This window comes from Cobetia sp. MM1IDA2H-1 (genome assembly GCF_002916775.2).
In the GTDB taxonomy this organism is placed as follows: Bacteria; Pseudomonadota; Gammaproteobacteria; order Pseudomonadales; family Halomonadaceae; genus Cobetia; species Cobetia marina.
Map to the genome: position 1 here is coordinate 1 of NZ_CM133225.1, position 22696 is coordinate 22696.

Consider the following 22696-nt stretch of genomic DNA (forward strand, 5'->3'; position numbering starts at 1 on the left):
GTGTCGCTCGCACTTTGGCAACAATGTCTTGACGCCCTGCAAGACGAGCTGAATTCACAGCAGTTCAACACCTGGGTTCGTCCCTTGCAGGCTGAGGAAGGTGACGGCGGAGAGCTGTGCCTGCTCGCCCCCAATCGCTTCGTACGCGACTGGGTCAATGACAAGTACCTCAAGCGGATTCATGAGCTTCTGCGTGAGCTTGCTCCGGGCAAACCGCCCAAGGTCGAGCTCAGCGTGGGAAGCCGCCGCACGGTCTCCAATCCGCGGCCAGAGGGGGCATCGACTTCATCGGTGTCCGCTCAGGCCCCTGCGCCCGGCCAGATGCCGAGCCCGCGTGCGCCGTCAGTGCATACGCCCCCGCGTGGCAATTACGCAGAAGAGCGTGAGATGGCGGGTGACGGTGCGCAGGAGGCGGCACCGCGTCGCAATGCGCGGCAGGTGCAGGTAGAAGGCAGCCTCAAGCATTCCAGTGGCTTGAATCCGAATTTCACCTTCGAAACCTTCGTCGAAGGCAAGTCCAACCAGCTGGCACGTGCCGCCTCCCGTCAGGTCTCCGAGAACCCGGGTGGCGCCTACAACCCGCTGTTCCTCTATGGTGGCGTCGGTCTGGGCAAGACCCACCTGATGCATGCGGTGGGCAACCATCTGGCCAAGCAGGGGGGCGAGAATGCCAAGGTGGTCTATCTGCACTCCGAGCGCTTCGTGGCTGACATGGTCAAGGCGCTGCAGCTCAATGCCATCAATGACTTCAAGCGTTTCTACCGCTCGGTGGATGCGCTGTTGATCGATGACATCCAGTTCTTTGCCGGCAAGGAGCGTTCTCAGGAAGAGTTCTTCCATACCTTCAATGCCTTGCTGGAAGGGGGACAGCAGATGATCCTGACCTCGGATCGCTATCCGAAGGAGATCAATGGTGTCGAAGAGCGCCTGAAGTCCCGCTTCGGTTGGGGGCTGACAGTGGCCATCGAGCCGCCGGAGCTTGAGACTCGTGTCGCGATCCTGATGAAGAAGGCGGACCAGGCGAAGGTCGACCTGCCTCATGATGCCGCCTTCTTCATTGCCCAGAAGATCCGTTCCAACGTGCGTGAGCTCGAGGGTGCCCTGAAAAAGGTCATCGCGGACTCCCATTTCATGGGGCGTGCGATCAACCAGGACTTCATCCGTGAATCCCTGAAGGATCTGCTGGCATTGCAGGACAAGCAGGTGGGTGTGGACAATATCCAGCGCACCGTGGCCGAGTATTACAAGATCAAGATTTCCGATCTGCATTCCAAGCGTCGCTCGCGCTCGGTGGCACGTCCGCGTCAGGTAGCCATGGCACTTGCCAAGGAGCTGACCAATCACAGCTTGCCGGAAATCGGCGATGCCTTCGGTGGACGCGACCACACGACAGTGCTGCATGCCTGCCGCAAGGTGGCCTCACTGCGCGAAGAGAACGCCGACATTCGCGAAGACTACAAGAATCTGCTGCGTCTTCTGACCAGCTGATTCGTTGCCACGCAGCGCCGAGAGGGTGAGGTCAACCTGTCCGGCGCTTAGTGCACCGGGCCTTGTCGTGCGACGGCCCGGAATATTTGATGAGTGTGTGCTGGTCACCGGCAAGCACTTCTCCCGTTTCCAGAGAGTGGAGTCTCCATGAAATTTGCCATTTCGCGTGAAGCCCTGCTGCGCCCGCTGTCCCTGGTGGCGGGTGTGGTCGAGCGTCGTCAAACCCTGCCGGTGCTGTCCAACGTGTTGCTGGAGGTGTCTGATCAGCAACTGTCATTGACGGGGACCGACCTGGAGGTCGAGCTGATCGGGCGTGTCGAGCCCAGCCGTGTCGATGAGCCGGGTTCCGCGACGGTACCAGCGCGCAAGTTGATGGATATCTGCAAGTCGCTGCCGGAAGGCAGCGAGATCATCCTGGCGCTCGAGGAAGGCCGTGCCATCCTGCGCAGTGGTCGTTCGCGCTTCACGCTCTCGACGCTGCCGGTCGCGGAATTCCCCAACATCGATGATGGTCAGGGTGATATCACCATCAGCCTGCCGCGCGGCACGCTCAAGCATCTGATCGATGCCACTTCCTTTGCCATGGCGCAGCAGGATGTCCGTTATTATCTCAACGGCATGCTGCTGGAACTGACCAGCAATCTGGTGCGCACCGTGGCCACTGATGGACACCGCCTGGCGGTATGTGAGCAGGCCGCTGACATCAGTGTTGCCGAGTCCCAGAAGCTGATCATTCCCCGCAAGGGCATTCTGGAACTGACGCGTCTGCTGGACGGCAGCAATGAGCCGCTGACGCTCACCGTCAGCGGGACTCACGTCCGGGCGCAGACCGGCGACTTCACCTTCACTTCCAAGCTGGTGGACGGCAAGTTCCCGGATTACGAGCGTGTCGTGCCGCGTGGCGGTGACAAGGTCATCGTGGCGGAGCGTGCCGAGCTGCGACAGGTGCTGTCACGTACCGCGATTCTTTCCAACGAGAAGTATCGTGGTGTACGCCTGTACCTGGAGGCCGGCAATCTGCGCGTGCTGGCCAACAACCCGGAGCAGGAAGAAGCCGAAGAGAACATCGCACTGGATTATCAAGGCGGTGGTCTGGAGATCGGCTTCAATGTCGGCTACCTGATCGACGTTCTGGGCGTGCTGGATTCGGATCGTGTCCAGTTGACGCTTTCCGATGCCAACAGCTCTGCACTGCTGGAAGAGCCGGGCGGCGGTGATGCGCGTTACGTAGTCATGCCGATGCGTCTGTAATAGTGTAAAATCGTTAAAAATCATGTGCTTGATTCGTAATTATCGCAAAGTCTTCGCGAGTTTCTTCAACACATGACCGACGACACCCGCCATCCTCTCCCGTGAGGTGGCGGGTGTCGTCACATTCAGGGCCAAGAGATGATGGCACGGCAAACATCGTGTCGATCACAGGCTGAACGTGCATATCGTCTTCGTTTTCTTCATTTGTCCTGACTGAGGTCGCCATGGCGCTTGAACGTCTGCAATTCCAGAACCTGCGTAACCTTGCGCCTGTCGATATCGCGCCGGGTCCGAGGGTCAACCTGGTGAGCGGCGCCAACGGCAGCGGGAAATCGAGCCTGCTGGAAGGTGTGCATGTGCTGGGACTGGCACGTTCCTTCCGCACCCACAAGCTGAAGCATGCCATCGCGCACGATACGCCCGGCATGACGCTGTTCGGTCGGTTGGCAGGGGATCCCCCTCGCCCGCTGGGAGTGCGCCGTGAGCAGGCTGCAGATGGCCTCGAGATGCGACTGGATGGAGAGAAGGTCGAGCGTGTGGCGCAGCTGGCGCAGGCGCTTCCCTTGCAGCTGATCAATCCGGATGCATTCCGGCTGCTGGAAGGCTCGCCATCGGCACGCCGCGAGTTTCTCGATTGGGGCGTGTTTCACGTGAAACATGATTTCTTCGATGTCTGGCAGCGGGTTCGCCGTGCGCTCAAACATCGGAACGCGTTACTCAGACATGGTAAGATGGACGTTCAGGCATTGAACGTCTGGGATCGTGAGTTTGCTCATTGGAGTGAGCGTCTCGATGCCCTGCGCATGGAATATATGCAAGCGTTGGCCCCCCTGTTTCAGGCAACTCTCGCTGAGCTGATCGAGCTGCCGGATCTCAGTCTGCGTTATCAACGTGGCTGGGATGCGAAGCGCTCTCTAGGAGAGGTGCTGGCAGCAGGGCGTGACAGCGATAGCCACATGGGGTTTACCCAGACCGGACCGCAGCGCGCTGATCTACGCATTCGTCTCGGGCGCCGCCCTGCGGTAGAGGTGCTGTCCCGTGGCCAGCAGAAATTGGTCGTCAGCGCACTCAAGCTGGCCCAGGGGCGGTTGCTTGAGGAAATGAACGGACGTACCTGTGTTTATCTGATCGACGACCTGCCGGCAGAACTGGATGGCGAACATCGCCGACTCTTCTGCCAGTTGCTGGCCAGCCTCGAGTGTCAGGTCTTCGTGACCTGTGTCGAACCCGAAGCATTGGATCGGGTCTGGCTGCCGGGCACGGATGTCAGAATGTTTCACGTGGAACACGGGCGACTGCACACGGAATGACTTCACGACGGAGAAGCCAATGAGCGAACAGGCTTACGACTCATCGAGCATCAAGGTCCTCAAGGGCCTGGATGCCGTACGCAAGCGCCCCGGGATGTACATCGGCGATACCGATGATGGCACGGGGCTGCATCACATGGTGTTCGAGCTGGTGGATAATTCCATCGACGAGGCGCTGGCAGGGCACTGTAGCGAAGTCCGCGTGGTCATCCACGCCGATGAGTCGGTCTCCGTCAGCGACAACGGCCGTGGCGTGCCGACCGAGATTCATGAGGAAGAGGGCGTCAGCGCAGCTGAGGTCATCATGACGGTGCTGCATGCTGGTGGTAAGTTCGATGACAACTCCTACAAGGTCTCCGGCGGCCTGCATGGCGTTGGCGTATCCGTCGTCAACGCGCTGTCCGAAGAGCTGAAGCTGACCATCTGGCGTCAGGGCAAGGTCCATGAGCAGATCTATCGTCACGGCGTGCCAGAGGCCCCGTTGGCAGTGGTCGGCAACACCGAGAAGTCCGGCACCCTGGTGCGCTTCAAGCCCTCACCGCTGACGTTCGGCAACATCGCGTTTCACTACGAGTTTCTGGCCAAGCGTCTGCGGGAACTCTCCTTCCTGAATTCAGGTGTGGCGATTCGTCTGATCGACGAGCGTAGCGGCAAGGAAGAGCTCTTCCACTATGAGGGGGGGCTCAAGGCGTTCGTGGATCACCTCAACACCAACAAGGCAGCCTTGAATCCGGTGTTCCATTTTGAAATGGAGCGCGAGGACGGTATCGGTGTCGAGGTGGCGATGCAGTGGAATGATGCTTTCTCCGAGAACATCTTCTGCTACACCAACAATATCCCTCAGCGGGATGGCGGAACTCACCTGGCGGGCTTCCGTGCAGCCTTGACCCGTACCCTCAACAGCTACATCGAGGCGGAAGGGCTGCTCAAGAAGTCCAAGGTAGGCACCACCGGGGATGATGCCCGTGAAGGCCTGACCGCGATCATCTCGGTCAAGGTGCCGGATCCGAAGTTCTCCTCGCAGACCAAGGACAAGCTGGTGTCCTCCGAGGTCAAGACAGCGGTCGAGCAGGAAATGGGCCGTCTGTTCTCCGAGTACCTGATCGAGAAGCCCAACGAAGCCAAGGCCATCGTCAACAAGATGCTGGATGCGGCACGTGCGCGTGAAGCGGCGCGCAAGGCGCGTGACATGACGCGTCGCAAGGGTGCACTGGATATCGCGGGGCTGCCGGGCAAGCTGGCTGATTGCCAGGAGAAGGACCCGAGTCTTTCCGAACTGTATCTGGTCGAGGGTGATTCTGCCGGCGGTTCCGCCAAGCAGGGGCGTGATCGTCGTACCCAGGCGATCCTGCCGCTGAAGGGCAAGATCCTCAACGTCGAGAAGGCGCGCTTCGACAAGATGCTGTCATCTGCAGAAGTCGGCACGCTGATCACGGCGCTGGGCTGCGGTATTGGTCGGGAGGAGTTCAATCCTGACAAGCTGCGTTACCACTCCGTGATCATCATGACGGATGCTGACGTCGATGGTTCGCACATTCGTACGCTGCTGTTGACCTTCTTCTTCCGTCAGATGCCGGAGCTGATCGAGCGTGGTCATATCTTCATCGCGCAGCCACCGCTCTACAAGATCAAGCGTGGCAAGCACGAGCAGTATCTGAAGGATGAGCAGGCGCTTCAGGATTACCTGACAGCCACGGCGCTGGACGGCGGCAAGCTGCACGTCAATGCCGATGCGCCGGGTATCGCTGGCGCTCAGCTCGAAGCACTGGTCAATCAGTATCGCGGCGTGATGAAGCGTATCGATCGTCTGGCGCGCGTCTATCCGTCTGCCGTGCTGCGCAAGATCGTGCATGCCCCGCATCTGGATGAGTCGGCACTGAAGGATGAAGCCATGGTGCAGGGCTGGATCGATGGTCTCCAGAAGGAAATGGATGACCTGATCGCCTATGAGGGCGGCCCGCACTACAGCTTCAGCCTCAGCCATGACAGTGAGCGCAACCTCTATCTGCCGGCAGTCACACTGACGGCGCACGGTGTCAGCAGTGACTATCTGTGGGACGTCGATTTCTTCAAGTCCGCGGACTACCGTGAGATCAGCGAGCTGGGCTCCATGCTGGAAGGCTTGCTGGAGGCGGGCAGCTATGTCTCACGCGGTGAGCGCAAGAAGGAGGTCGTCACCTTCTACGAGGCACTTGACTGGCTGATGAAGGAAGCGGCGCGTGGCTTCAGCATCCAGCGCTACAAGGGGCTGGGAGAAATGAATCCGGATCAGTTGTGGGAAACCACCATGGATCCGGAATCACGCCGCATGCTGCGTGTGACGGTCGAAGACGCGATCGGTGCCGATCAGATGTTCAACACCCTGATGGGAGATGAGGTCGAGCCGCGTCGTGACTTCATCGAGCGCTTCGCCCTGGTGGCCAATCTCGACGTCTGATGTCGTGATCGTCGTCAGCTGAAAAAAAGCCCTGATCCTTGATCAGGGCTTTTTTATGCCTTGCTGCCAGAGCTGGAGCGTGCAGAAGGCGGCACAAAGGAGAAATGAGAAAGGGAAGAGGGGGATGACAGAATGAGGCACGGGGCCATCTCAAGCTGCCGGACCGCTTGTCAGCCATTCAGCGATACGCTCTGCCGTGACGGTTGCCGTCGCCAACCCCAGATGATCCACGTCCTCGAGTATCGTGACGTGCGCAGCGGGATGTTGCGGCTGCAGGCATTCCTCGAGTCGGTCGGCGCGAAACGCCTCATCCTGATCACCGATCAATGCCAGCAAGGGCACGTGATGCCGTGACAGAGTCTCGAGGTCTCGTTGGTAATGGCGAGGATTGAGGCCTGTCATCAAGCGCCAGGAGTAAGCGCTCGTGGTGTTGGCATCGCGATATTCAGCGGGAATGTTGAAGGTGAGTACCTCGAGATGATCCAGGCGATGGATGGACAGCTTGTTCAAGAGCATGCATGTCAGCATGCGTGCTATCCGCGGTTGTGCCCAGCGGGAATCGCGACGCATGTTGGGGGCGAGGTGATCCAGATAGGGAGCCAGCAGAATGAGGCCAGCCAGCGGGATGCCGGCAAGCCCGTTTTCCAGAGCGGATGCCGCGAACCGCAGTGCCAGGCCGCCTCCCGCAGAGTGCCCGGCGATCCACAAGCTGACGTCAGCGGGGAGGTCCAGTGAGCGGATCAGATCTTCAAGATCCTCCTCGAGCTGCAGCGGGTGATCGATATCGCCGCGCCGGGCAGGCGTCGGGCCATGGCCACGCAAGTCAGGCGTGTGGACGTGATACCCCTCAGTGGCCAGATGCGTTGCCAGTGAGGCGAGGTAGCGACTGTCAGCACTGGAACCATGCAGCAGGATGAGGTGTGTCGTGATCGGTGGAATGCGCGTCGGGTGGTAGTGACGACAGCCCAGGCTGCTGCCATCGCGACAGCGGTAGGGGACGAGTTCATTCGGTGCTGACCACGCTTCCTTGTCTGCCAGGAAAGTCGTGAAATCAAAGGCATGGCTGTTGGAATCGGGCATTCGCGTCACTCGCTCGGGATGTTGTGGCATGAAAAAAGCCCGCTATCTGATCAGGTCAGATAGCGGGCTTTTTCGTTCAAGGACCCGGCGCACTCGACAGGCTGATCAAGTCCGGTGCCTCAAGGCTTGGTATCTCAAGACTTGGTGTCTCAAGACTCAATGCGCCTGATTGAGGAAGCCTTCGTCCAGCTTCAGCTCATCATTGCGATTGATGCCGATATCGCGTGACAGGATGTTGCTGGCGATCTGCTTGGCTTCTTCCAGAGAATGCATCTGTGCAGTACCGCACTGATAGACGTTGAGCTCCGGAATCTCTTCCTGGCGTGCGACGTTCAACACGTCCTGCATGGCGGCAGACCAGGCAGCGGCAACCCGGGCTTCGTCCGGCTCGCCGATCAGGCTCATGTAGAAGCCGGTACGGCAACCCATCGGCGAGATGTCGATGATCTCGACGCCATCACCATTGAGGTGCTCGCGCATGAAGCCAGCGAACAGATGTTCCAGCGTGTGAATGCCCTTCTCGGAGAGAATCTCTTCATTCGGCACGCAGAAACGCAGATCAAAGACGGTGATGTTGTCGCCCTTGGGGGTTCCCATCTTCTTGGCCACGCGCACGGCAGGGGCTTTCATGATGGTGTGGTCGACTGTGAAGCTATCCAGCAGTGGCATACGAGGCCTCCAGCATGAGGGAGTGAGATGGGCAGGCCGTTGCCTGCCCGGATTCATGTCTGAAGGGTAGCATATCGCCGCTATTGAATAGAGGGGCAAGCACATGCCGGCGCAGGGAGTGCGCGCGGCATGTGTGTCTCACAGATAGCTCTCGGCAGCGGCTTCACAGCTCACGCAGCGGCGCTGGGACTTTCCCGGCTCACCATCCGACATGGCATGGTTGAGCTCGCCATCCAGCAGGCGGTTGGTGAAGTCGGCCAGGTTGGCGACCACCAGCACGTCCTTGAGGCCCTCGCCATCGGCCAGTGTCTTCTGGCCCTTGCCGGTCATCACCAGCGCGGCGCGACAGCCGGCCTTCTGGCCAGCGACCAGATCGCGCAGACTGTCGCCCAGCATCCAGGCGCCTTCGAAGTCCGGAATCTGCAGGGCGTCCTGAATCTGGTGCAGCAGGCCGGGTTCCGGTTTGCGGCAATCACAGCCATCATCCGGGCCATGCGGGCAGTAGGCGATGTGGGCGATATCGCCACCGGCTTCCTTCACCAGCTGCATCATCTTGGCGTGCATCTGGTCGAGTTCCCGGTGACCGAAGTGGCCGCGAGCGATGCCGGACTGATTGGTCGCGACGGCTACGGTATAGCCCGCTCGCGTCAGGCGAGCGATGGCCTGAATGGAGGTGGGGTATTCGATCCACTCCTCGGCATTCTTGACGAAGGCATCGGAGTCTTCATTGATGACACCATCACGGTCGAGCACGATCAGTTTTTGCATGGTCAACTCTTCACCTCAGGGCAGTCAGGGGCGTCAGCCGGGCTGCTTGTCAGGGGGTCGCCGCTTTGCCTGGGAAATTGTGAGCCAAGTCACAAGATGACGCTCGCACGGGGATTGGGCAAATGGCGCCGAGTGACCGAATAGCGTGGGTGCGACAGGCTGTCACGCTTTTCGAACACTGTTTCTATACTGGATTCTAGTGCGACCTAGGTAGGGGATCAAGGCAGAATTTGTGACATCGCGGCCACATTGCGTGTAATCCTGTCACGCAATACGTCATTTCGAGGAGGCTGGATGCAAAAGAACCCCGCCGTGGCGGGGTTCTTTTGCAGAGACTGCCATTTACCGATGTCGGGGACACCGTGGGCCGGCAGCCCTTATTGGGTCAGCAGGCTGATGTCGGCCACACCCATGAACAGGCCTTGCAGACTGGCCAGCATCGCCAGGCGATTGGCGCGCACGGCGGCATCGTCGGCGTTGACCATGACCTGATCGAAGAAGGCATCGACCGGCTCGCGCAGGCTGGCCAGCGTATCGAGGGCTTCCTGGTAGCGTGCCGCCGCGAACAGCGGTGCCACTTCCGCGCCACGTGCCTTGAGGGCTTCTGCCAGTGCCTGCTCGGCCGGCTCACTCAACAGGCTCGTGTCCACCTCGGTGCGGCCATCGTGCTCGGCCTTGGCGAGGATGTTGGAGACGCGCTTGTTGGCGGCTGCCAGAGCGGCGGCTTCCGGGCGTTCGCCGAAGGCGTGCACGGCACGCAGACGACGCGCGAAGTCCAGCGGGTTGCTGATCTTCAGGGTACGCACGGCCAGGTACAGTTCGGCACCCATGCCCTCGTCATTGGCCCAGGCGCGGAAGCGATCGAGCATGTACTCGAGCACGTCCTCGACCAGTCCTTCGGCCTTGGGCAGGTCACGATGCTGCTCGGCGCTGACGGTCAGCAGCTCGCGCAGGTCGAGGTCCAGTTCGCCCTTGATCAGGATGTTGAGCACCCCGATGGTGGCACGACGCAGCGCGAACGGGTCCTTGGCGCCGGTCGGACGCTGACCGATGCCGAAGATGCCGGTCAGGGTGTCGAGACGGTCTGCCAGGGCGATCGCCATGCCGGCCTTGGTCGCGGGAATCGCATCGCCGGCGAAGCGCGGCAGATACTGTTCTTCCAGCGCACGCGCGACGGTGGCATCTTCGCCATCGTGACGGGCGTAGTAGTGGCCCATGATGCCCTGCAGTTCCGGGAACTCCAGCACCATCTCGGTGACCAGGTCGGTCTTGGCCAGCTGTGCGGCGCGTGCGGCGTGCTCGACATCGGCACCGATGCGTTCCGCGATGTGGCGGGCCACGGCTTCGCTGCGACGGGCCTTGTCGGCCATGCTGCCCAGCTTCTGCTGGAAGACGACGCTCTCGAGCTTCTCGCGACGCGATTCCAGCGTGCTGCGCAGGTCGGTCTCGTAGAAGAAGGCGGCATCGCCCAGACGCGGACGAATCACCTTCTCGTTACCGGAGATGACCTGTTGCGGGTCCTTGCTCTCGATATTGGAGATGGTGATGAAGGCCGGCTTGAGCTTGCCGTCGTTGTCCAGCAGGTGGAAGTACTTCTGGTTGGCCTTCATGGAGGAGATCAGACACTCCGCCGGCACTTCCAGGAAGCGCTCATCGAAGGTGCCCGTCAGTGCGACCGGCCATTCCACGAGACCGTTGACCTCGTTGAGGAGGGCTTCCTCGATGACGGCATTGGCGCCATAGACTTCCGCCTCGGCCTGGACCTGTTCGCGGATGCGCTCACGGCGTACTTCACGGTTGGCCAGCACGCGGGCATCTTCCAGCGCGTCGAGGTAGTCCTCGGCGTGCGCCAGCGTGATGGCCTGCGGGGCATGGAAGCGATGACCGAAGGTGGTGCGGCCTGCCTCGAGGCCCAGCACGCTGGCCTCGATCACTTCGCTGCCGTAGAGCGCGACCAGCCAATGCACCGGACGAGAGAATTCGATGCGTGAGGCACCCCAGCGCATGTTCTTCGGCACCGGCAGGCGGGCGACGACCTGTTCCAGCATGGCCGGCAGCAGGGCGGAAAGATGCTCACCCGGCTGGGTATGACGATAGCCGAGCCAGGTGCCCTTGTCGGTTTCCAGCTCGATCAGATCACTGACCTCGACACCGCAGGAGCGAGCGAAGCCCTGCACGGCGCGGGTCGGCTCACCATCCTTGAAGGCCGCAGCCTTGGCCGGGCCACGCTTCTCGATCTCGCGGTCCGGTTGACGCTCGGCCAGCGACTCGATCATCACCGCCAGGCGACGTGGTGTGGCGTAGGCGCGGACCTGACCGAAGGCGACTTCGGCCTCACGCAGGCCATCGGCCAGGCCATTGGCCAGGCCGTCGGCGAGGGCATCGATGGCACCCGGCGGCAGTTCTTCGCAGCCCAGTTCGATCAGCAGGGTATTCACGGAGGTCATGCTGACGCGTCTCCCTCGGTAGTGGTGTCATCGGCGGCGAGCAGCTCGTCACGCAGTGCCTGTGGTGCCAGCGGGAAGCCAGCGGCCTTGCGCGAGTCGTAATAGGCGTGGGCCACGTCGCGGGCGAGGGTGCGCACGCGCAGGATGTAACGCTGACGCTCGGTGACGGAGATGGCGTGACGCGCATCCAGCAGGTTGAAGGTGTGGGAGGCCTTCAGCACCTGCTCATAGGCCGGCAGCGGCAGGTTGGCCGCCAGCAGCTTCTGACATTCGCTCTCGCAGTGATCGAAGGCAGCGAACAGCTCCGGCACGGCAGCGTGCTCGAAGTTGTAGGCGGACTGCTCCTTCTCGTTCTGCAGGAAGACATCGCCGTAGGTGACCACGGAGCCGTCCGGTGCGGTGGTCCAGATCAGGTCGTAGACGCTGTCCACGTCCTGCAGGTACATCGCGATGCGCTCGAGACCGTAGGTCAGCTCGCCGGTGACCGGGAAGCACTCGATGCCGCCTGCCTGCTGGAAGTAGGTGAACTGGGTCACTTCCATGCCGTTGAGCCACATTTCCCAGCCAAGTCCCCAGGCGCCCAGCGTCGGGGATTCCCAGTTGTCCTCGACGAAGCGGATGTCGTGGACCAGCGGGTCAATGCCCAGACGCTCCAGCGAGCCCAGATAGAGCTCCTGCAGGTTGGCCGGTGACGGCTTCATCACCACCTGGAACTGGTAGTAGTGCTGCAGGCGATTGGGATTTTCGCCGTAGCGGCCGTCGGTGGGACGGCGGGAAGGCTGCACATAGGCAGCGTTCCAGGTTTCAGGACCGATGGAGCGCAGGAAGGTCGCCGGGTGGAAAGTCCCCGCGCCAACCTCCATATCCAATGGCTGCAGGATGATGCAACCCTGTTCGGCCCAGTATTGCTGCAGGGCCAGAATCAGGCCCTGGAAGGTTTTCACGTCTGGCTGTGTCATTGGTGAAGCCCGTTGGCCCATGAATTCGAGAACTGCCAAGTATACAATCCCCGCTTATCGGGTTATAGGCCGCAGACGTAACCGAGTGCGTGCCATTTCCAAATTCTGATGCGTCGCGTCCCTGCACGCGCGTATTGCCTACAAGCCTCTGAGAGGCTCTGGGAGCTCAAATGATCGTCGTTACCGGAGGCGCCGGCTTCATCGGTGCCAATATCGTCAAGGCACTCAATGATCGCGGCCGTACCGATATCCTGGTGGTGGATGACCTGAGTGACGGCACCAAGTTCGTCAATCTGGCGGATCTGACCATTGCCGACTATCTCGACAAGGACGATTTCCTGATTCGCGTCCAATCGAGCCTGATGGGTGAGTATGCCGAGCTGCCGAAGATCGAGGCGATCTTCCACGAGGGCGCCTGCTCCGATACCACCGAGTGGGACGGCCAGTTCATGCTCGAGAACAACTTCGAGTACTCCAAGGTGCTGCTCAACTTCTGTGAGGCGAATCAGATTCCCTTCCTCTACGCGAGCTCCGCGGCGACCTATGGCGACAGCCAGGTCTTCAAGGAAACACCGGAGTTCGAAGGGCCGCTCAACGTCTACGGCTACTCCAAGCTGCTGTTTGATCAGCACGTGCGCCAGCGTTGGGACAGCCTGACCACCCAGGTGGTCGGCTTCCGCTATTTCAATGTCTATGGCCCGCGTGAGCAGCACAAGGGCAAGATGGCCAGCGTCGCCTACCACCATCACACCCAGGTGAAGGCGGGCGAGAACCCGAAGCTGTTCGGCGCCTACGATGGCTATGAAGCCGGCATGCAGAGCCGTGACTTCGTCTACGTCGGTGATGTGGTCGACGTCAATCTGTGGTTCCTCGATCACCCGGAAGCCTCCGGCATCTTCAACCTGGGCACCGGCCGTGCCGAGCCGTTCAAGGCGATCGCCGAGACCGTCATCGAGTACTACGAGAAGGGCGAGATCGAGTACATCGACTTCCCGGAAAACCTCAAGGGCCGCTACCAGAGCTTCACGCGTGCCGACATCGGCAAGCTGCGCAAGGCCGGCTGCAACGTCGAGTTCAAGACCGTTGCCCAGGGCACTCGCGCCTATCTCGAATGGCTGAATCGCTGAGTCTGAGCACGTGTGGACTGAGGGTGAGCGCGTGTGGAATGAGCATGGGCGCCTGCATCGCAAGTGCGATGGGGCAGGGCAAGCGCATCCGCAAAGAGGGTTGGCCGTGAAGAGGAGCAAGGCATGAGTGAGCGCATTCTGGTGGTCGGGCCCAGCTGGGTCGGCGACATGGTGATGGCGCAGAGCCTGTTCATGACGTTGAAGCAGCGCTCGCCCGGCTGCCGGATCAGTGTGCTGGCGCCCGCCTGGTCGCAACCGATCATCGAGCGCATGCCCGAGGTCGAGGAAGCGCTGGCACTGCCGGCGGGGCATGGCGACTTCGCCCTCAAGGCGCGCTGGCGACTGGGGCGCTCGCTGCGCGGGCGTTTCGATCGCGCCATCGTGCTGCCGCGCTCCTGGAAGTCGGCGCTGGTGCCATTCTTCGCGCGTATTCCAGTGCGGGTCGGCTTCACCGGTGAGCAGCGCCACGGCCTGCTCACCGAGTGCCGCAAGCTCGACAAGTCGATCCTCGATCAGACCGTCAAGCGCTTCACCTCACTGGGCCTGCCGCTGGACGAGGCCAACCCGCCGCAGCGCATCCCCGAACCCTGTCTCGTCACCGACAGCGCCAATCAGCTGCGCTTGCGCGAGGAGCTGGGCCTGAGTGCGCCACCGGCCCCCATCATCGGCATGATGCCGGGCGCGGAATACGGGCCGGCCAAGCAGTGGCCACTGGCGCACTTTCGCGAGCTTGCCGAGTCACTGACGCAGGCCGGGGCGGAGGTGCGTATCTTTGGCGGTCCCAAGGATGTGGCGGCCGGTGAGGAGATTGCCCAGGGGCTGGCCGGCGTCCACAACCTGTGTGGCAAGACGCGACTGGCGGATGCGGTGGATCTGATCGCCGAGTGTCGGGAAGTGGTCAGCAATGATTCCGGCCTGATGCATGTGGCGGCTGCGGTAGGGGCCCGTATCCAGGGCATCTACGGCTCCTCGTCACCACATTACACGCCACCGCTGACGGCCAATCGCGAGATTCACTGGCTGGCGCTGGAGTGCTCACCGTGTTTCAAGCGCGTCTGTCCGTTGGGGCATACCAACTGCCTGAATCACATCGCGCCTGAGCGATTGCTGACGGCGATCGCGCTGGATGAGGATGAGCGGTGAGCTTGCCGAAGAATCGTACGACGGATGATCTGATCCATCCGCGGATGCGTGGGGCGATGACGCGTGCACAGCGTATCGAGGCGTGGCGTGCCTGGTGTGAGCAGCACCTGGTACTGCCGTTCAGCCGGGCATGGCTGGTGCGCTGGTGCCGGCATCGCTCGCGCCATCAGGGGCTTGAGCAGCGTGGCTTGCCGCGACATGCCGTGGAAGACGTGATGGGACCAGAGGCGCTGACACTGTGGATCAATCCGCGTGAACTGGTGCGCGACGTCAACTTCGGGCGTGACAAGCGCAAGCGGCCTTCCTCGAATGCCTTCATCTGGGAGGGTGACTGGGACCTGCGGCGTGGCGCCTTCCGCTTCGGCTCTCGCTCGCGCCTGATGCGTGACCTGATCGAGCATGGTGATGATCTGACGGTGACCGAGCGTTATCAGCAGCTCAAGGCCTTGCTGGAGGCGGGCAAGCCCTGGGCATCGCCGCGTGATGGCCTGCTGATGGACAGTGAGGAACAGATTCTCGGTTACCTGCGCTGTTATCGCGGTTATCTGCAGGACATGGCCGCCAATGGCTTCCGCCAGGGCATCACCAAGGATGAGATGGGCGTCGCGGTGACGCGTGATGGCCGTCTGCTCAAGATCAATCGTGGCCTGCATCGCCTGGCGATGGCGCAGCAGGTGGGAGTGCCCCGCGTGCCTGTCGTCATCAAGGCGGTACATCGTGAGTTCTGGGACAAGGTGACCGCCGGTGCCGAAGGTGATGAGGCTCTGCGGCGTCTGCAGGCTGCGCTGCAAGAGTGTCGTCCCGAAAGCGAACCCGGCCCGCTGGACTCCAAGACCTATCCCGTGCTGGGAGTGGATGAGGGGTGGCCGGATCTGCGTGGACTCGAGGATGCAAATTCCGGCAGTTGAGCCGATAACCTGTTGTTTATAAAAACGAAAAAGCCCTGTTTCATCGTGATGTTTCACATGAAACAGGGCTTTTTCGTTCTCTCTGTTCGAGCGACAGCAGGTACTTGGGCGACAGGCGCCAGGGATAGATGCCTGAGGCGAAAGGCGGTCTAGCGTGCCAGCCGCTGATAAAGCCCCAGATAGGCCTCGCCCATGGCGCTGGGGGTGAAGCGTGCCAGATGCGCCCGCGCGCCCGCGACCAGCCGCTCTCGACGTGGTGCGTCATCGCCGAGTGCCACGATGGCGCTGGCCAGCGCCTGTGCATTGCCGGTGGGCACCAGCACGCCGGTGGCATCGTCATGCACGATATCGGGGATGCCATCCACCTCGCTTGCGATGATCGGGACGCCGTGGTCCATCACGTCGAGCAGGATCGAGCCAAGTCCTTCATTGCGTGACGGGAAGGCAAACAGATCGAAGGCCTCCAGGTAGTCGCCGACATTGGTGTGGAAACCCTCCCAGACAAGATTGTCCAGATCGGCGCTCTCCGCCTTGAAGGCGGCTTCATCCTCTCCCGCGCCCAGGCAGACGAACAGCAGCTGCGGGTGACTGTCGCGCAGCTGACGGGCCGCCTCGATCAGCACTCGCTGGCCCTTGTGGCGGTCCACCAGCGCGCCGACATGCCCGACGACGAAGCGACCCCCGGCGGGCGTATTGCCGAAGCGCTCCCGCAGTCTGCCCACGGCTGTCTCATCGCTGGGCAGGTGGGCGAGGGTGCTGGGAATCAGCGCCGTCTCCCCCCACTGGCGCTCACGCAGGTGTGACTCGATCACCGAGGAAATCGCCACCCGGCAGGCGGCGGCGCGATAGGTCAGACGATTGAACCACTTGTCCTTCACCGGCTGAGGCACCCGGCGGGTCAGCAGATAAGGCGTGCCGGTGAGGCGCTGATGCAGCCACGCCCAGTGCACGGCCTTGGCTTCGTGAGCATGCACGATATCGGCGCGAGGCTGACCGAGATGGCCCCTGAAGCGCCCGTGGATCTCGATCACGTCCACCGTGACGGGCAACTTGAGCGCCACCAGTTCGGTGATCAATGGCGAGCCTTGCAGGCACACCAGCGACTGACGGATCGGCGTACCAGGCTCGCCGTTCTCTCCCGGGCTGGCGCGTCGCGCCAGGTCCGCGATCAGGTTGAGCGTCTGGCGTTCACCACCGCGAAAGCCGCGGGCCAGATTGACGTGGCGCACGTGCAGCGGCCGAGACGGAGCTTGCGACGCCGCCTGCTCACAAGCAGAGGTCATGGTCACCATACCTTGTTGAAGTCTTCCGCCTCACGCACCTTGGCGTCGCGCTGGAATTCCAGCAGCTTGGCGTATTTCAGGTAGGCATTGACGCTGGCGGACAGCGCCACCGAGAAGCCATCGACGCCATCGCGGAAGCCGGCCTGGAAGACGAACTTGCGCATGAAGGCATTGCTGGCATGCAGGAAGGGCGTGAAGGCGTTGGCGCGTTTTCCCTTCTGATACATGATCTTGGCGGCGCGATTCGAGAAGCGGCCACTGGCCTTGACGAACAGCTCACCCAGATTGGCGAAGCTGTAATGCTCGAGGTCCGCATCCAGCTCGCAGGGGTGGCTGGCCTGGACGGAGCTGTGCTGGCGCGAATCGCGGAAGGCGAGCTTCTCGCGGTCATACAGGCGCAGGCAGTAGTCGGGATACCAGCCGGCATGGCGCACCCAGCGCGAGCCGATGAAGTTGCGACGCCGCAGGGCGAAGCCATCATGTGGCGTGCTGTCGAGTGCCAGTTCACGGATGGCGCTGACGGCCCCGTCGGTCAGGCGTTCATCGGCGTCCAGTGACAGCACCCAGCGGTGGCTGGCATGGCTCGGTCCGACATTCTTCTGCGGCCCGTCGCCCAGGTAGGGCTGGTCGATCACCACGGCGCCCATGGCGCGCGCCAGCTCGCAGGTGGCATCCGTGGAGCCGGAATCGACCACGATCAGCTCATCGCAGACCTGGGCCAGCGAGCGCAGGCAGTCCTCGATGTTGTGGGCTTCATTGAGAGTGATGACGCAGCCGGTGATGGGCACGGCGGTGCGCAGCTTGCCATCGGAAGGAGGGGCGGTCGGGGTGACGGCCGGGACCTCGTCGCTCGGATTCATGACGGTCTCTGTCTTGAGAGCGCCTGGCTCACGTGTGTGACAGGCGCCGATGGGACGCAGTGGCAGGCGGGAATCGGATGATGCGCCTGCCGACGATTCATGTCGCTATCGTACACTGCATGGGCACCGATGCCTGCAGGGCGATACGCTGAAGCGTCAGGCGTGATAGGCGCTGCGAATGGCGGCCAGGCACGCCGCATGATGTGTCGGCGTGAAGCGCGCCAGCGAGCGCCCCAGGCGTGAGAGGTTGTTCTCGCGCCAGCGTGCGTCGGCGGGAGCCTCGTCATGCAGCTGGCAGCGATCGAGATCGATCACGTAGACGCGTCCGCCTTCATTGACCAGCAGGTTGCGTGCGTTGAGATCGACATGCTCGAGCCCGGCGTCATGTACGGCGCGAATGGCGCGGCCTGTCGTCTCCAGCACTGTCAGCAGGGAATCGGGCAGGTCGGCCCCGGCAGGAAGACGCTGTGCTTCGAGGGCGATCAGATCATCGGCGAAGGCGCGCGCGCCGGGAATCAGTACCGTGATCAGGGCGGCCTCGTAGCTCAGGCCATGCCGCCATACGCAGGCGCCGACCGGCTCTGGCACCGGCAGCCCCTGGCGATGTAGCATTTCCGTCAGGCGCAGCTCGGCGAAGGCGCGGGTGCGCTCAAGGCCGGTGTAGAGGTAGCGCTGACGAGCGATCTTCGCGATCAGCCCCCCGCGTCGATAGGGGCGCAGCGCCCAGCGTTGAGCCGGGGCGCCAGTGGCATGGACGGGGTGCAGCTCAGCGGGCAAACGACAGACATCGAGGAACAGACTCGCCCCGCGCCCCGGTGCTTCGCCGGTCACGGCGCCGTGTTCGCGCCAGAACGATGGCATGAACCAGTCCGGCGTCATTTGTGGCGCTGTTTCGCCATCATATAGAATGTGGGCATTCTCATTTCGGAAAACTGCCATCCGCATGAAGCATCCTCTCCCTGCCCAGCCCGCACATATCTGCGTGCTCCGGCTCTCCGCTCTCGGCGATGTCTGCAATCTTGTGCCAACGGTACGCGCCTTGCAGCGTCAGTGGCCTGAGGCCCGCATTACCTGGATCGTCGGCAAGGGGGAGCACAGTCTACTGTCCGGCCTGACCGGGGTCGAGTTCGTGGTCTACGACAAGTCCACCGGCCTTGCGGGCATGCGCGCCATCTGGCGTCAGCTCAAGGACACGCACTTCGATGTGCTGTTGCACATGCAGCAGGCGCTGCGGGCCAGCGCTCTGTCGTTGGGCCTCAAGGCCCGAGTGCGCATCGGTTACGACCGTGCGCGCGCCAAGGACTGGCAGTACCTCTTTACCTCCCATCAGCTGGCCCCGCGCGAGCGCGCTCACGTGCTGGAGTCGTTCATGGACTTCGCACGTGCCCTGGGTGTCGAGGACTGCCGGCTCGACTGGCGTCTCGATGTGCCGCCCGAGGCCTATGGTGAGGCGGCGCGCGTGACCGGTGAAGCGCCCTATCTGGTCATCAGTCCGTGTGCCAATCCGCGCCTGCGCAACTTCCGCAACTGGTCGGCCGAGGGCTATGCGGCGGTCGTCGATCATGCCTGGCAGCAATACGGCATCCGCAGCGTGATGACCGGCGGCGGCAGCCCGCAGGAACGCGAGATGGGCGCGCGCATCAAGGCGCTGGTCAGTGAAGGCGCGGTCATCGATGCCATCGGTGGTACCTCGCTCAAGGGCCTGCTGGCGCTGATCGATCGCGCCGTCGCGGTGATCGCGCCGGACTCCGGCCCCGTGCATATGGGCAATGCGCTCAATACACCGGTGATCGGCCTGTACGCCACCACCAACCCCGAGCGTGCGGCGCCCTATTGCTGGCAGCATCTGGTGGTCAATCGCTATCCGGATGCGGTGGAAACCTATCTGCACAAGCAGATGGACGAGATCCACTGGGGCCAGCGCGTACGCCATCAGGACGCCATGAGCCTGATCCGCGCCGAGGATGTCATCGCGCGCCTCGCTGAGCTGCTGGCGGACACCGATGGCGTCATTCGCGGCCAGAGTTGCGAACGTCTGCCGGTCGCGGCTGTCTCGTCTACTGACACCTCTTCTTCTGAATTTCCCTCTGCACGCGGAGACGCCTGATGAAGCTTGATCTGACTGCGCTTGAACAGGCTCGCCTGCTGGTCGTGGGTGATGTGATGCTCGACCGCTACTGGCACGGTGGCACCTCACGCATCTCGCCGGAAGCCCCGGTGCCGGTGGTGCGCGTCGGCGAGAGTGAAGACCGCCCGGGCGGTGCCGCCAACGTCGCGCTCAACATCGCGTCGCTCGGTGCGCATGCCACTCTCGCCGGTGTGGTCGGTCAGGATGACAACGCCGCCATCCTGACCCGCGCACTGGAAAACGCCAATGTCATCACGCGCTTCCAGGCCAGTGACAGCGTGCCGACCATCACCAAGCTGCGCGTGATGAGCCGCAATCAGCAGCTGCTGCGCCTTGATTTCGAGGAGCCGCTGCACGAGGTGGATACCAGCGCGCTGGTGCGCCATGTCGAGGCCGAGCTGGGGGCCAGCGGCGTGATGATTCTCTCCGACTACGGCAAGGGCTCGCTGAATCAGGTCGAGGTGCTGATCGCCGCGGCGCGCGCGGCGGGCAAGCGCGTGCTGGTCGACCCCAAGGGCAGTGATTTCTCGCGCTATCGTGGCGCCAGCATCATCACGCCCAATCTGACCGAATTCGAGACCATCGTCGGGCCATGCCGCAGCGATGAGGAACTGGCCGAGAAGGGTGAGGCGCTGCGTGCCGAGCTCGAGCTGGAAGCTCTGCTGGTGACGCGTAGCGAGAAGGGCATGACCCTGATCCGCGAGGGCCATCAGCCGCTGCATCTGCCGACGCATGCGCGTGAGGTCTATGACGTCACCGGTGCCGGTGACACCGTGATCGGCGTGCTGGGTCTGGCGCTGGCGGCTGGCCATGCCTTCCCGGAGGCCGTGATGCTGGCCAATCTGGCCGCAGGCCTCGTCGTCGCCAAGCCGGGCACCGCGACCCTGTCGGTCGCGGAGCTCTACACCGCACTGCATGGTGACAAGCTGGCGGAATTCGGCGTGATCCAGGAGTCCGCGCTCATCCCGGCAGTGAAGGCCGCTCAGGCACGCGGCGAGCGCGTGGTGATGACCAATGGCTGCTTCGACATCCTGCATGCCGGTCATGTGGCCTACCTGCAGGAGGCGGCACGTCAGGGCGACCGTCTGATCGTGGCGGTCAATGACGATGCCTCGGTGGCACGCCTCAAGGGGCCGACGCGTCCGATCAACCCGGTACTGCGTCGCATGCAGGTGCTGGCGGGCCTCGGCGCGGTCGCCTGGGTCGTGCCCTTCAGCGAAGACACCCCGGCACGCCTGATTGAGGCCGTGCTGCCGGATGTGCTGGTCAAGGGCGGTGACTATCGTCCCGAAGAGATCGCCGGGGGCGAGGCGGTGATCGCCAACGGTGGCGAGGTGCGTGTGCTCGGTTTCGAGGATGGCGTCTCCACCACGGCGATGATCGCCACCATTCTTGATCGCGAGGACTAGGCGTGAGCCTTGCCCGTGGCCTCTACAGCACCGCACTGACCCTGCTGTCTCCCCTCATCTGGCAGCGGGTCTGGCGCGAGCACGATGATCGGCACTCGCGCCTGGAGCGGCTGGGCATCCTCCCTGCCACGCCTGCCGCCGTGCCGGACCGCGAGCGTCCCATCTGGCTGCATGCGGCCTCGTTGGGCGAGATGGTCATGATGGCCAGCGCCATCGAGGCGCTGCGGCGCCGCTATCCCCTCCGCCCGCTGATCGTGACCACCATGACCGCGACGGGGGCTGCCCAGGCGGCGCGTCTGCTGCATACCCCGGAAGGCTCGTCAGAACTTGCCCCTGCGCGGCATCATTATCTGCCACTGGACTTTCCCTGCAGCGCACGTCGCTTCGTGTCTCGCCTGCGGCCGGCCCTGGTCGTGCTGGTGGAAACCGAGCTGTGGCCGAATCTGATCGCAAGCTGTGCGCGCCAGAGGATACCCGTGAGCGTGGTCAATGCGCGGCTGTCACCGCGCGCCTTCACACGCTACCGCAAGGTCGGGGCCTTGATGCGCGAGACGTTGTCGCAGGTGAGCGCGCTGACGGCCAAGGCGCCGGAAGATCTCGAGCGTTTCATCGCGCTTGGGCTTCCTGCGGCTCGGGGGAAGACGGTCGGTTCACTCAAGTTCGAGCTCGAGATATCGCCACAGGCCGTCGCGGCAGGCAAGGGACTGCGCGAGCAGTTCCAGGGGCGGCGGGTGTGGATCGCCGCCTCGACACACGAGGGGGAAGATGCCCTGATGCTGGACGCCCACGCAGCCGTGCGTGCTCGGCATCCTGATGCCTTGCTGCTGCTGGTGCCGCGCCATCCGCAACGCTTCGAGACGGTCGCCGCACAGAGTGCGAGCTGGTGTGAGTCACGCGGGGAAACCTGCCTGCGTCGCAGCCACATGCATGCGGAAAGCCGCCTCGAGCAGAGCCGTCTGTCGGTGCTGGTCGGCGATAGCCTGGGCGAGCTGCTCGCCCTGTATGCGGCGAGCGATGTCGCCTTCATCGGCGGCAGCCTGGTGCCCATCGGCGGGCATAATCTGCTCGAACCGGCCGCGCTTGGGCTGCCACTGTTGAGTGGCCCATCGCTTGAGAACTTCAGTGAGATCGCCGAGGTGATGACGGCGGAAGGAGCTCTGCAGGTCGTCGATGATGCCGAGGCGCTGGCCGAGGCCGTCAACACCCTGCTGGAAGATGAATCGCAGCGCCAACGGGCAGGGCAGGCGGCGCGTGAACGGGTAGCCCGCAATCGCGGGGCGCTGGCAGGGACACTGCAGCAGCTGGAAGACCTGTTGCCGAGCTGAGCCGACGAGAGACGGAGGTGATCTCGCCATGCCGATTTCGGTCGTGGGGGATGCACGCCACTGGGGCATCAATGGGAAGATCATGCGCAGAAACGCCGCACCAT

The 22696-nt window shown here is 62.7% G+C and carries 18 protein-coding genes; 10 read left to right on the forward strand and 8 right to left on the reverse strand.

Features of this window, described 5'->3' with window-relative positions:
* The 4 genes from dnaA to gyrB all read left to right on the forward strand — a co-directional run bounded on the left by dnaA (position 1) and on the right by gyrB (position 6486).
* A complete protein-coding gene (gene dnaA / locus BOH68_RS00005; protein ID WP_077379738.1) occupies positions 1-1488 on the forward strand; it encodes a chromosomal replication initiator protein DnaA in 1488 nt (495 codons plus the stop codon).
* Positions 1489-1635: 147 nt separating this feature from the next.
* On the forward strand, positions 1636-2739 hold the full coding sequence (gene dnaN / locus BOH68_RS00010; protein WP_077379736.1) for a DNA polymerase III subunit beta: 1104 nt from the start codon (positions 1636-1638) through the stop codon (positions 2737-2739).
* A 224-nt stretch (positions 2740-2963) separates the two neighbouring features.
* Positions 2964-4049 (forward strand): DNA replication/repair protein RecF, encoded by a 1086-nt coding sequence (gene recF, locus BOH68_RS00015; RefSeq protein ID WP_077379734.1) that lies wholly within the window; start codon positions 2964-2966, stop codon positions 4047-4049.
* Positions 4050-4068: 19 nt separating this feature from the next.
* Positions 4069-6486 (forward strand): DNA topoisomerase (ATP-hydrolyzing) subunit B, encoded by a 2418-nt coding sequence (gyrB, locus tag BOH68_RS00020; protein ID WP_077379732.1) that lies wholly within the window; start codon positions 4069-4071, stop codon positions 6484-6486.
* A 150-nt stretch (positions 6487-6636) separates the two neighbouring features.
* Here gyrB and BOH68_RS00025 read toward each other — a convergent pair whose 3' ends face one another.
* The 5 genes from BOH68_RS00025 to glyQ all read right to left on the reverse strand — a co-directional run bounded on the left by BOH68_RS00025 (position 6637) and on the right by glyQ (position 12409).
* Positions 6637-7566 carry an alpha/beta hydrolase gene (locus BOH68_RS00025; protein ID WP_170877495.1) on the reverse strand — a complete coding sequence of 310 codons (930 nt, stop codon included), beginning with the start codon at positions 7564-7566 and terminating at the stop codon, positions 6637-6639.
* 156 nt (positions 7567-7722) lie between these two features.
* Positions 7723-8235 (reverse strand): S-ribosylhomocysteine lyase, encoded by a 513-nt coding sequence (gene luxS, locus BOH68_RS00030; protein WP_077379728.1) that lies wholly within the window; start codon positions 8233-8235, stop codon positions 7723-7725.
* A gap of 138 nt (positions 8236-8373) precedes the next feature.
* Positions 8374-9003 carry a D-glycero-beta-D-manno-heptose 1,7-bisphosphate 7-phosphatase gene (gene gmhB, locus BOH68_RS00035; RefSeq protein WP_077379725.1) on the reverse strand — a complete coding sequence of 210 codons (630 nt, stop codon included), beginning with the start codon at positions 9001-9003 and terminating at the stop codon, positions 8374-8376.
* A gap of 377 nt (positions 9004-9380) precedes the next feature.
* Complete coding sequence (gene glyS / locus BOH68_RS00040; protein WP_077379723.1) at positions 9381-11450, reverse strand: glycine--tRNA ligase subunit beta; 2070 nt, start codon at positions 11448-11450, stop codon at positions 9381-9383.
* Entirely contained in the window at positions 11447-12409 is a 963-nt protein-coding gene (gene glyQ / locus BOH68_RS00045; RefSeq protein WP_103751491.1) for a glycine--tRNA ligase subunit alpha, read from the reverse strand. The genes glyS and glyQ overlap by 4 nt, the downstream gene beginning before the upstream one ends.
* 170 nt (positions 12410-12579) lie before the next feature.
* Here glyQ and rfaD point away from each other — a divergent pair, with 170 nt between their 5' ends.
* From rfaD to BOH68_RS00060, 3 genes are all read left to right on the forward strand, one after another.
* Positions 12580-13536, forward strand: coding sequence for an ADP-glyceromanno-heptose 6-epimerase (gene rfaD, locus BOH68_RS00050; RefSeq protein ID WP_077379721.1), 957 nt, complete (start codon positions 12580-12582; stop codon positions 13534-13536).
* A gap of 123 nt (positions 13537-13659) precedes the next feature.
* Positions 13660-14679 (forward strand): lipopolysaccharide heptosyltransferase II, encoded by a 1020-nt coding sequence (waaF, locus tag BOH68_RS00055; protein ID WP_077379719.1) that lies wholly within the window; start codon positions 13660-13662, stop codon positions 14677-14679.
* Positions 14680-14681: 2 nt separating this feature from the next.
* The gene (locus BOH68_RS00060) at positions 14682-15587 is read left to right on the forward strand and encodes a hypothetical protein (RefSeq protein WP_139345498.1); all 906 of its coding nucleotides are present in this window, start codon (positions 14682-14684) and stop codon (positions 15585-15587) included.
* Positions 15588-15736: 149 nt separating this feature from the next.
* On the opposite strand, the gene BOH68_RS00065 is transcribed toward BOH68_RS00060, so the two are convergent.
* The 3 genes from BOH68_RS00065 to BOH68_RS00075 all read right to left on the reverse strand — a co-directional run bounded on the left by BOH68_RS00065 (position 15737) and on the right by BOH68_RS00075 (position 18675).
* A complete protein-coding gene (locus BOH68_RS00065) occupies positions 15737-16870 on the reverse strand; it encodes a glycosyltransferase family 4 protein (RefSeq protein ID WP_103751497.1) in 1134 nt (377 codons plus the stop codon).
* Positions 16871-16872: 2 nt separating this feature from the next.
* Positions 16873-17730, reverse strand: coding sequence for a glycosyltransferase family 2 protein (locus BOH68_RS00070; protein ID WP_077379712.1), 858 nt, complete (start codon positions 17728-17730; stop codon positions 16873-16875).
* 156 nt (positions 17731-17886) lie between these two features.
* A complete protein-coding gene (locus BOH68_RS00075) occupies positions 17887-18675 on the reverse strand; it encodes a 3-deoxy-D-manno-octulosonic acid kinase (RefSeq protein WP_077379710.1) in 789 nt (262 codons plus the stop codon).
* Between BOH68_RS00075 and BOH68_RS00080 the strand changes: the two genes are divergently transcribed.
* Genes BOH68_RS00080 through waaA form a run of 3 tightly spaced genes read left to right on the forward strand, consistent with a single transcriptional unit; the run spans position 18674 to position 22592 of the window.
* Complete coding sequence (locus BOH68_RS00080) at positions 18674-19837, forward strand: glycosyltransferase family 9 protein (protein ID WP_077379708.1); 1164 nt, start codon at positions 18674-18676, stop codon at positions 19835-19837. The two genes, BOH68_RS00075 and BOH68_RS00080, sit on opposite strands and share 2 nt — an antisense overlap.
* Positions 19837-21267: a bifunctional D-glycero-beta-D-manno-heptose-7-phosphate kinase/D-glycero-beta-D-manno-heptose 1-phosphate adenylyltransferase HldE gene (hldE, locus tag BOH68_RS00085; RefSeq protein ID WP_077379706.1), complete on the forward strand. Its 1431-nt coding sequence runs from the start codon at positions 19837-19839 to the stop codon at positions 21265-21267. The genes BOH68_RS00080 and hldE overlap by 1 nt, the downstream gene beginning before the upstream one ends.
* A gap of 2 nt (positions 21268-21269) precedes the next feature.
* Positions 21270-22592, forward strand: coding sequence for a lipid IV(A) 3-deoxy-D-manno-octulosonic acid transferase (waaA, locus tag BOH68_RS00090; protein ID WP_077379704.1), 1323 nt, complete (start codon positions 21270-21272; stop codon positions 22590-22592).
* Positions 22593-22696: the final 104 nt, after the last annotated feature.

Coding starts and splice junctions, on each gene's coding strand:
- dnaN (WP_077379736.1), top strand. CDS start 1,636: ATGAAATTTGCCATTTCGCGTGAAGCCCTGCTGCGCCCGCTGTCCCTG.
- recF (WP_077379734.1), top strand. CDS start 2,964: ATGGCGCTTGAACGTCTGCAATTCCAGAACCTGCGTAACCTTGCGCCT.
- gyrB (WP_077379732.1), top strand. CDS start 4,069: ATGAGCGAACAGGCTTACGACTCATCGAGCATCAAGGTCCTCAAGGGC.
- BOH68_RS00025 (WP_170877495.1), bottom strand. CDS start 7,566: ATGCCCGATTCCAACAGCCATGCCTTTGATTTCACGACTTTCCTGGCA.
- luxS (WP_077379728.1), bottom strand. CDS start 8,235: ATGCCACTGCTGGATAGCTTCACAGTCGACCACACCATCATGAAAGCC.
- gmhB (WP_077379725.1), bottom strand. CDS start 9,003: ATGCAAAAACTGATCGTGCTCGACCGTGATGGTGTCATCAATGAAGAC.
- glyS (WP_077379723.1), bottom strand. CDS start 11,450: ATGACCTCCGTGAATACCCTGCTGATCGAACTGGGCTGCGAAGAACTG.
- glyQ (WP_103751491.1), bottom strand. CDS start 12,409: ATGACACAGCCAGACGTGAAAACCTTCCAGGGCCTGATTCTGGCCCTG.
- rfaD (WP_077379721.1), top strand. CDS start 12,580: ATGATCGTCGTTACCGGAGGCGCCGGCTTCATCGGTGCCAATATCGTC.
- waaF (WP_077379719.1), top strand. CDS start 13,660: ATGAGTGAGCGCATTCTGGTGGTCGGGCCCAGCTGGGTCGGCGACATG.
- BOH68_RS00065 (WP_103751497.1), bottom strand. CDS start 16,870: ATGACCTCTGCTTGTGAGCAGGCGGCGTCGCAAGCTCCGTCTCGGCCG.
- BOH68_RS00070 (WP_077379712.1), bottom strand. CDS start 17,730: ATGAATCCGAGCGACGAGGTCCCGGCCGTCACCCCGACCGCCCCTCCT.
- BOH68_RS00080 (WP_077379708.1), top strand. CDS start 18,674: ATGAAGCATCCTCTCCCTGCCCAGCCCGCACATATCTGCGTGCTCCGG.
- BOH68_RS00075 (WP_077379710.1), bottom strand. CDS start 18,675: ATGCGGATGGCAGTTTTCCGAAATGAGAATGCCCACATTCTATATGAT.
- hldE (WP_077379706.1), top strand. CDS start 19,837: ATGAAGCTTGATCTGACTGCGCTTGAACAGGCTCGCCTGCTGGTCGTG.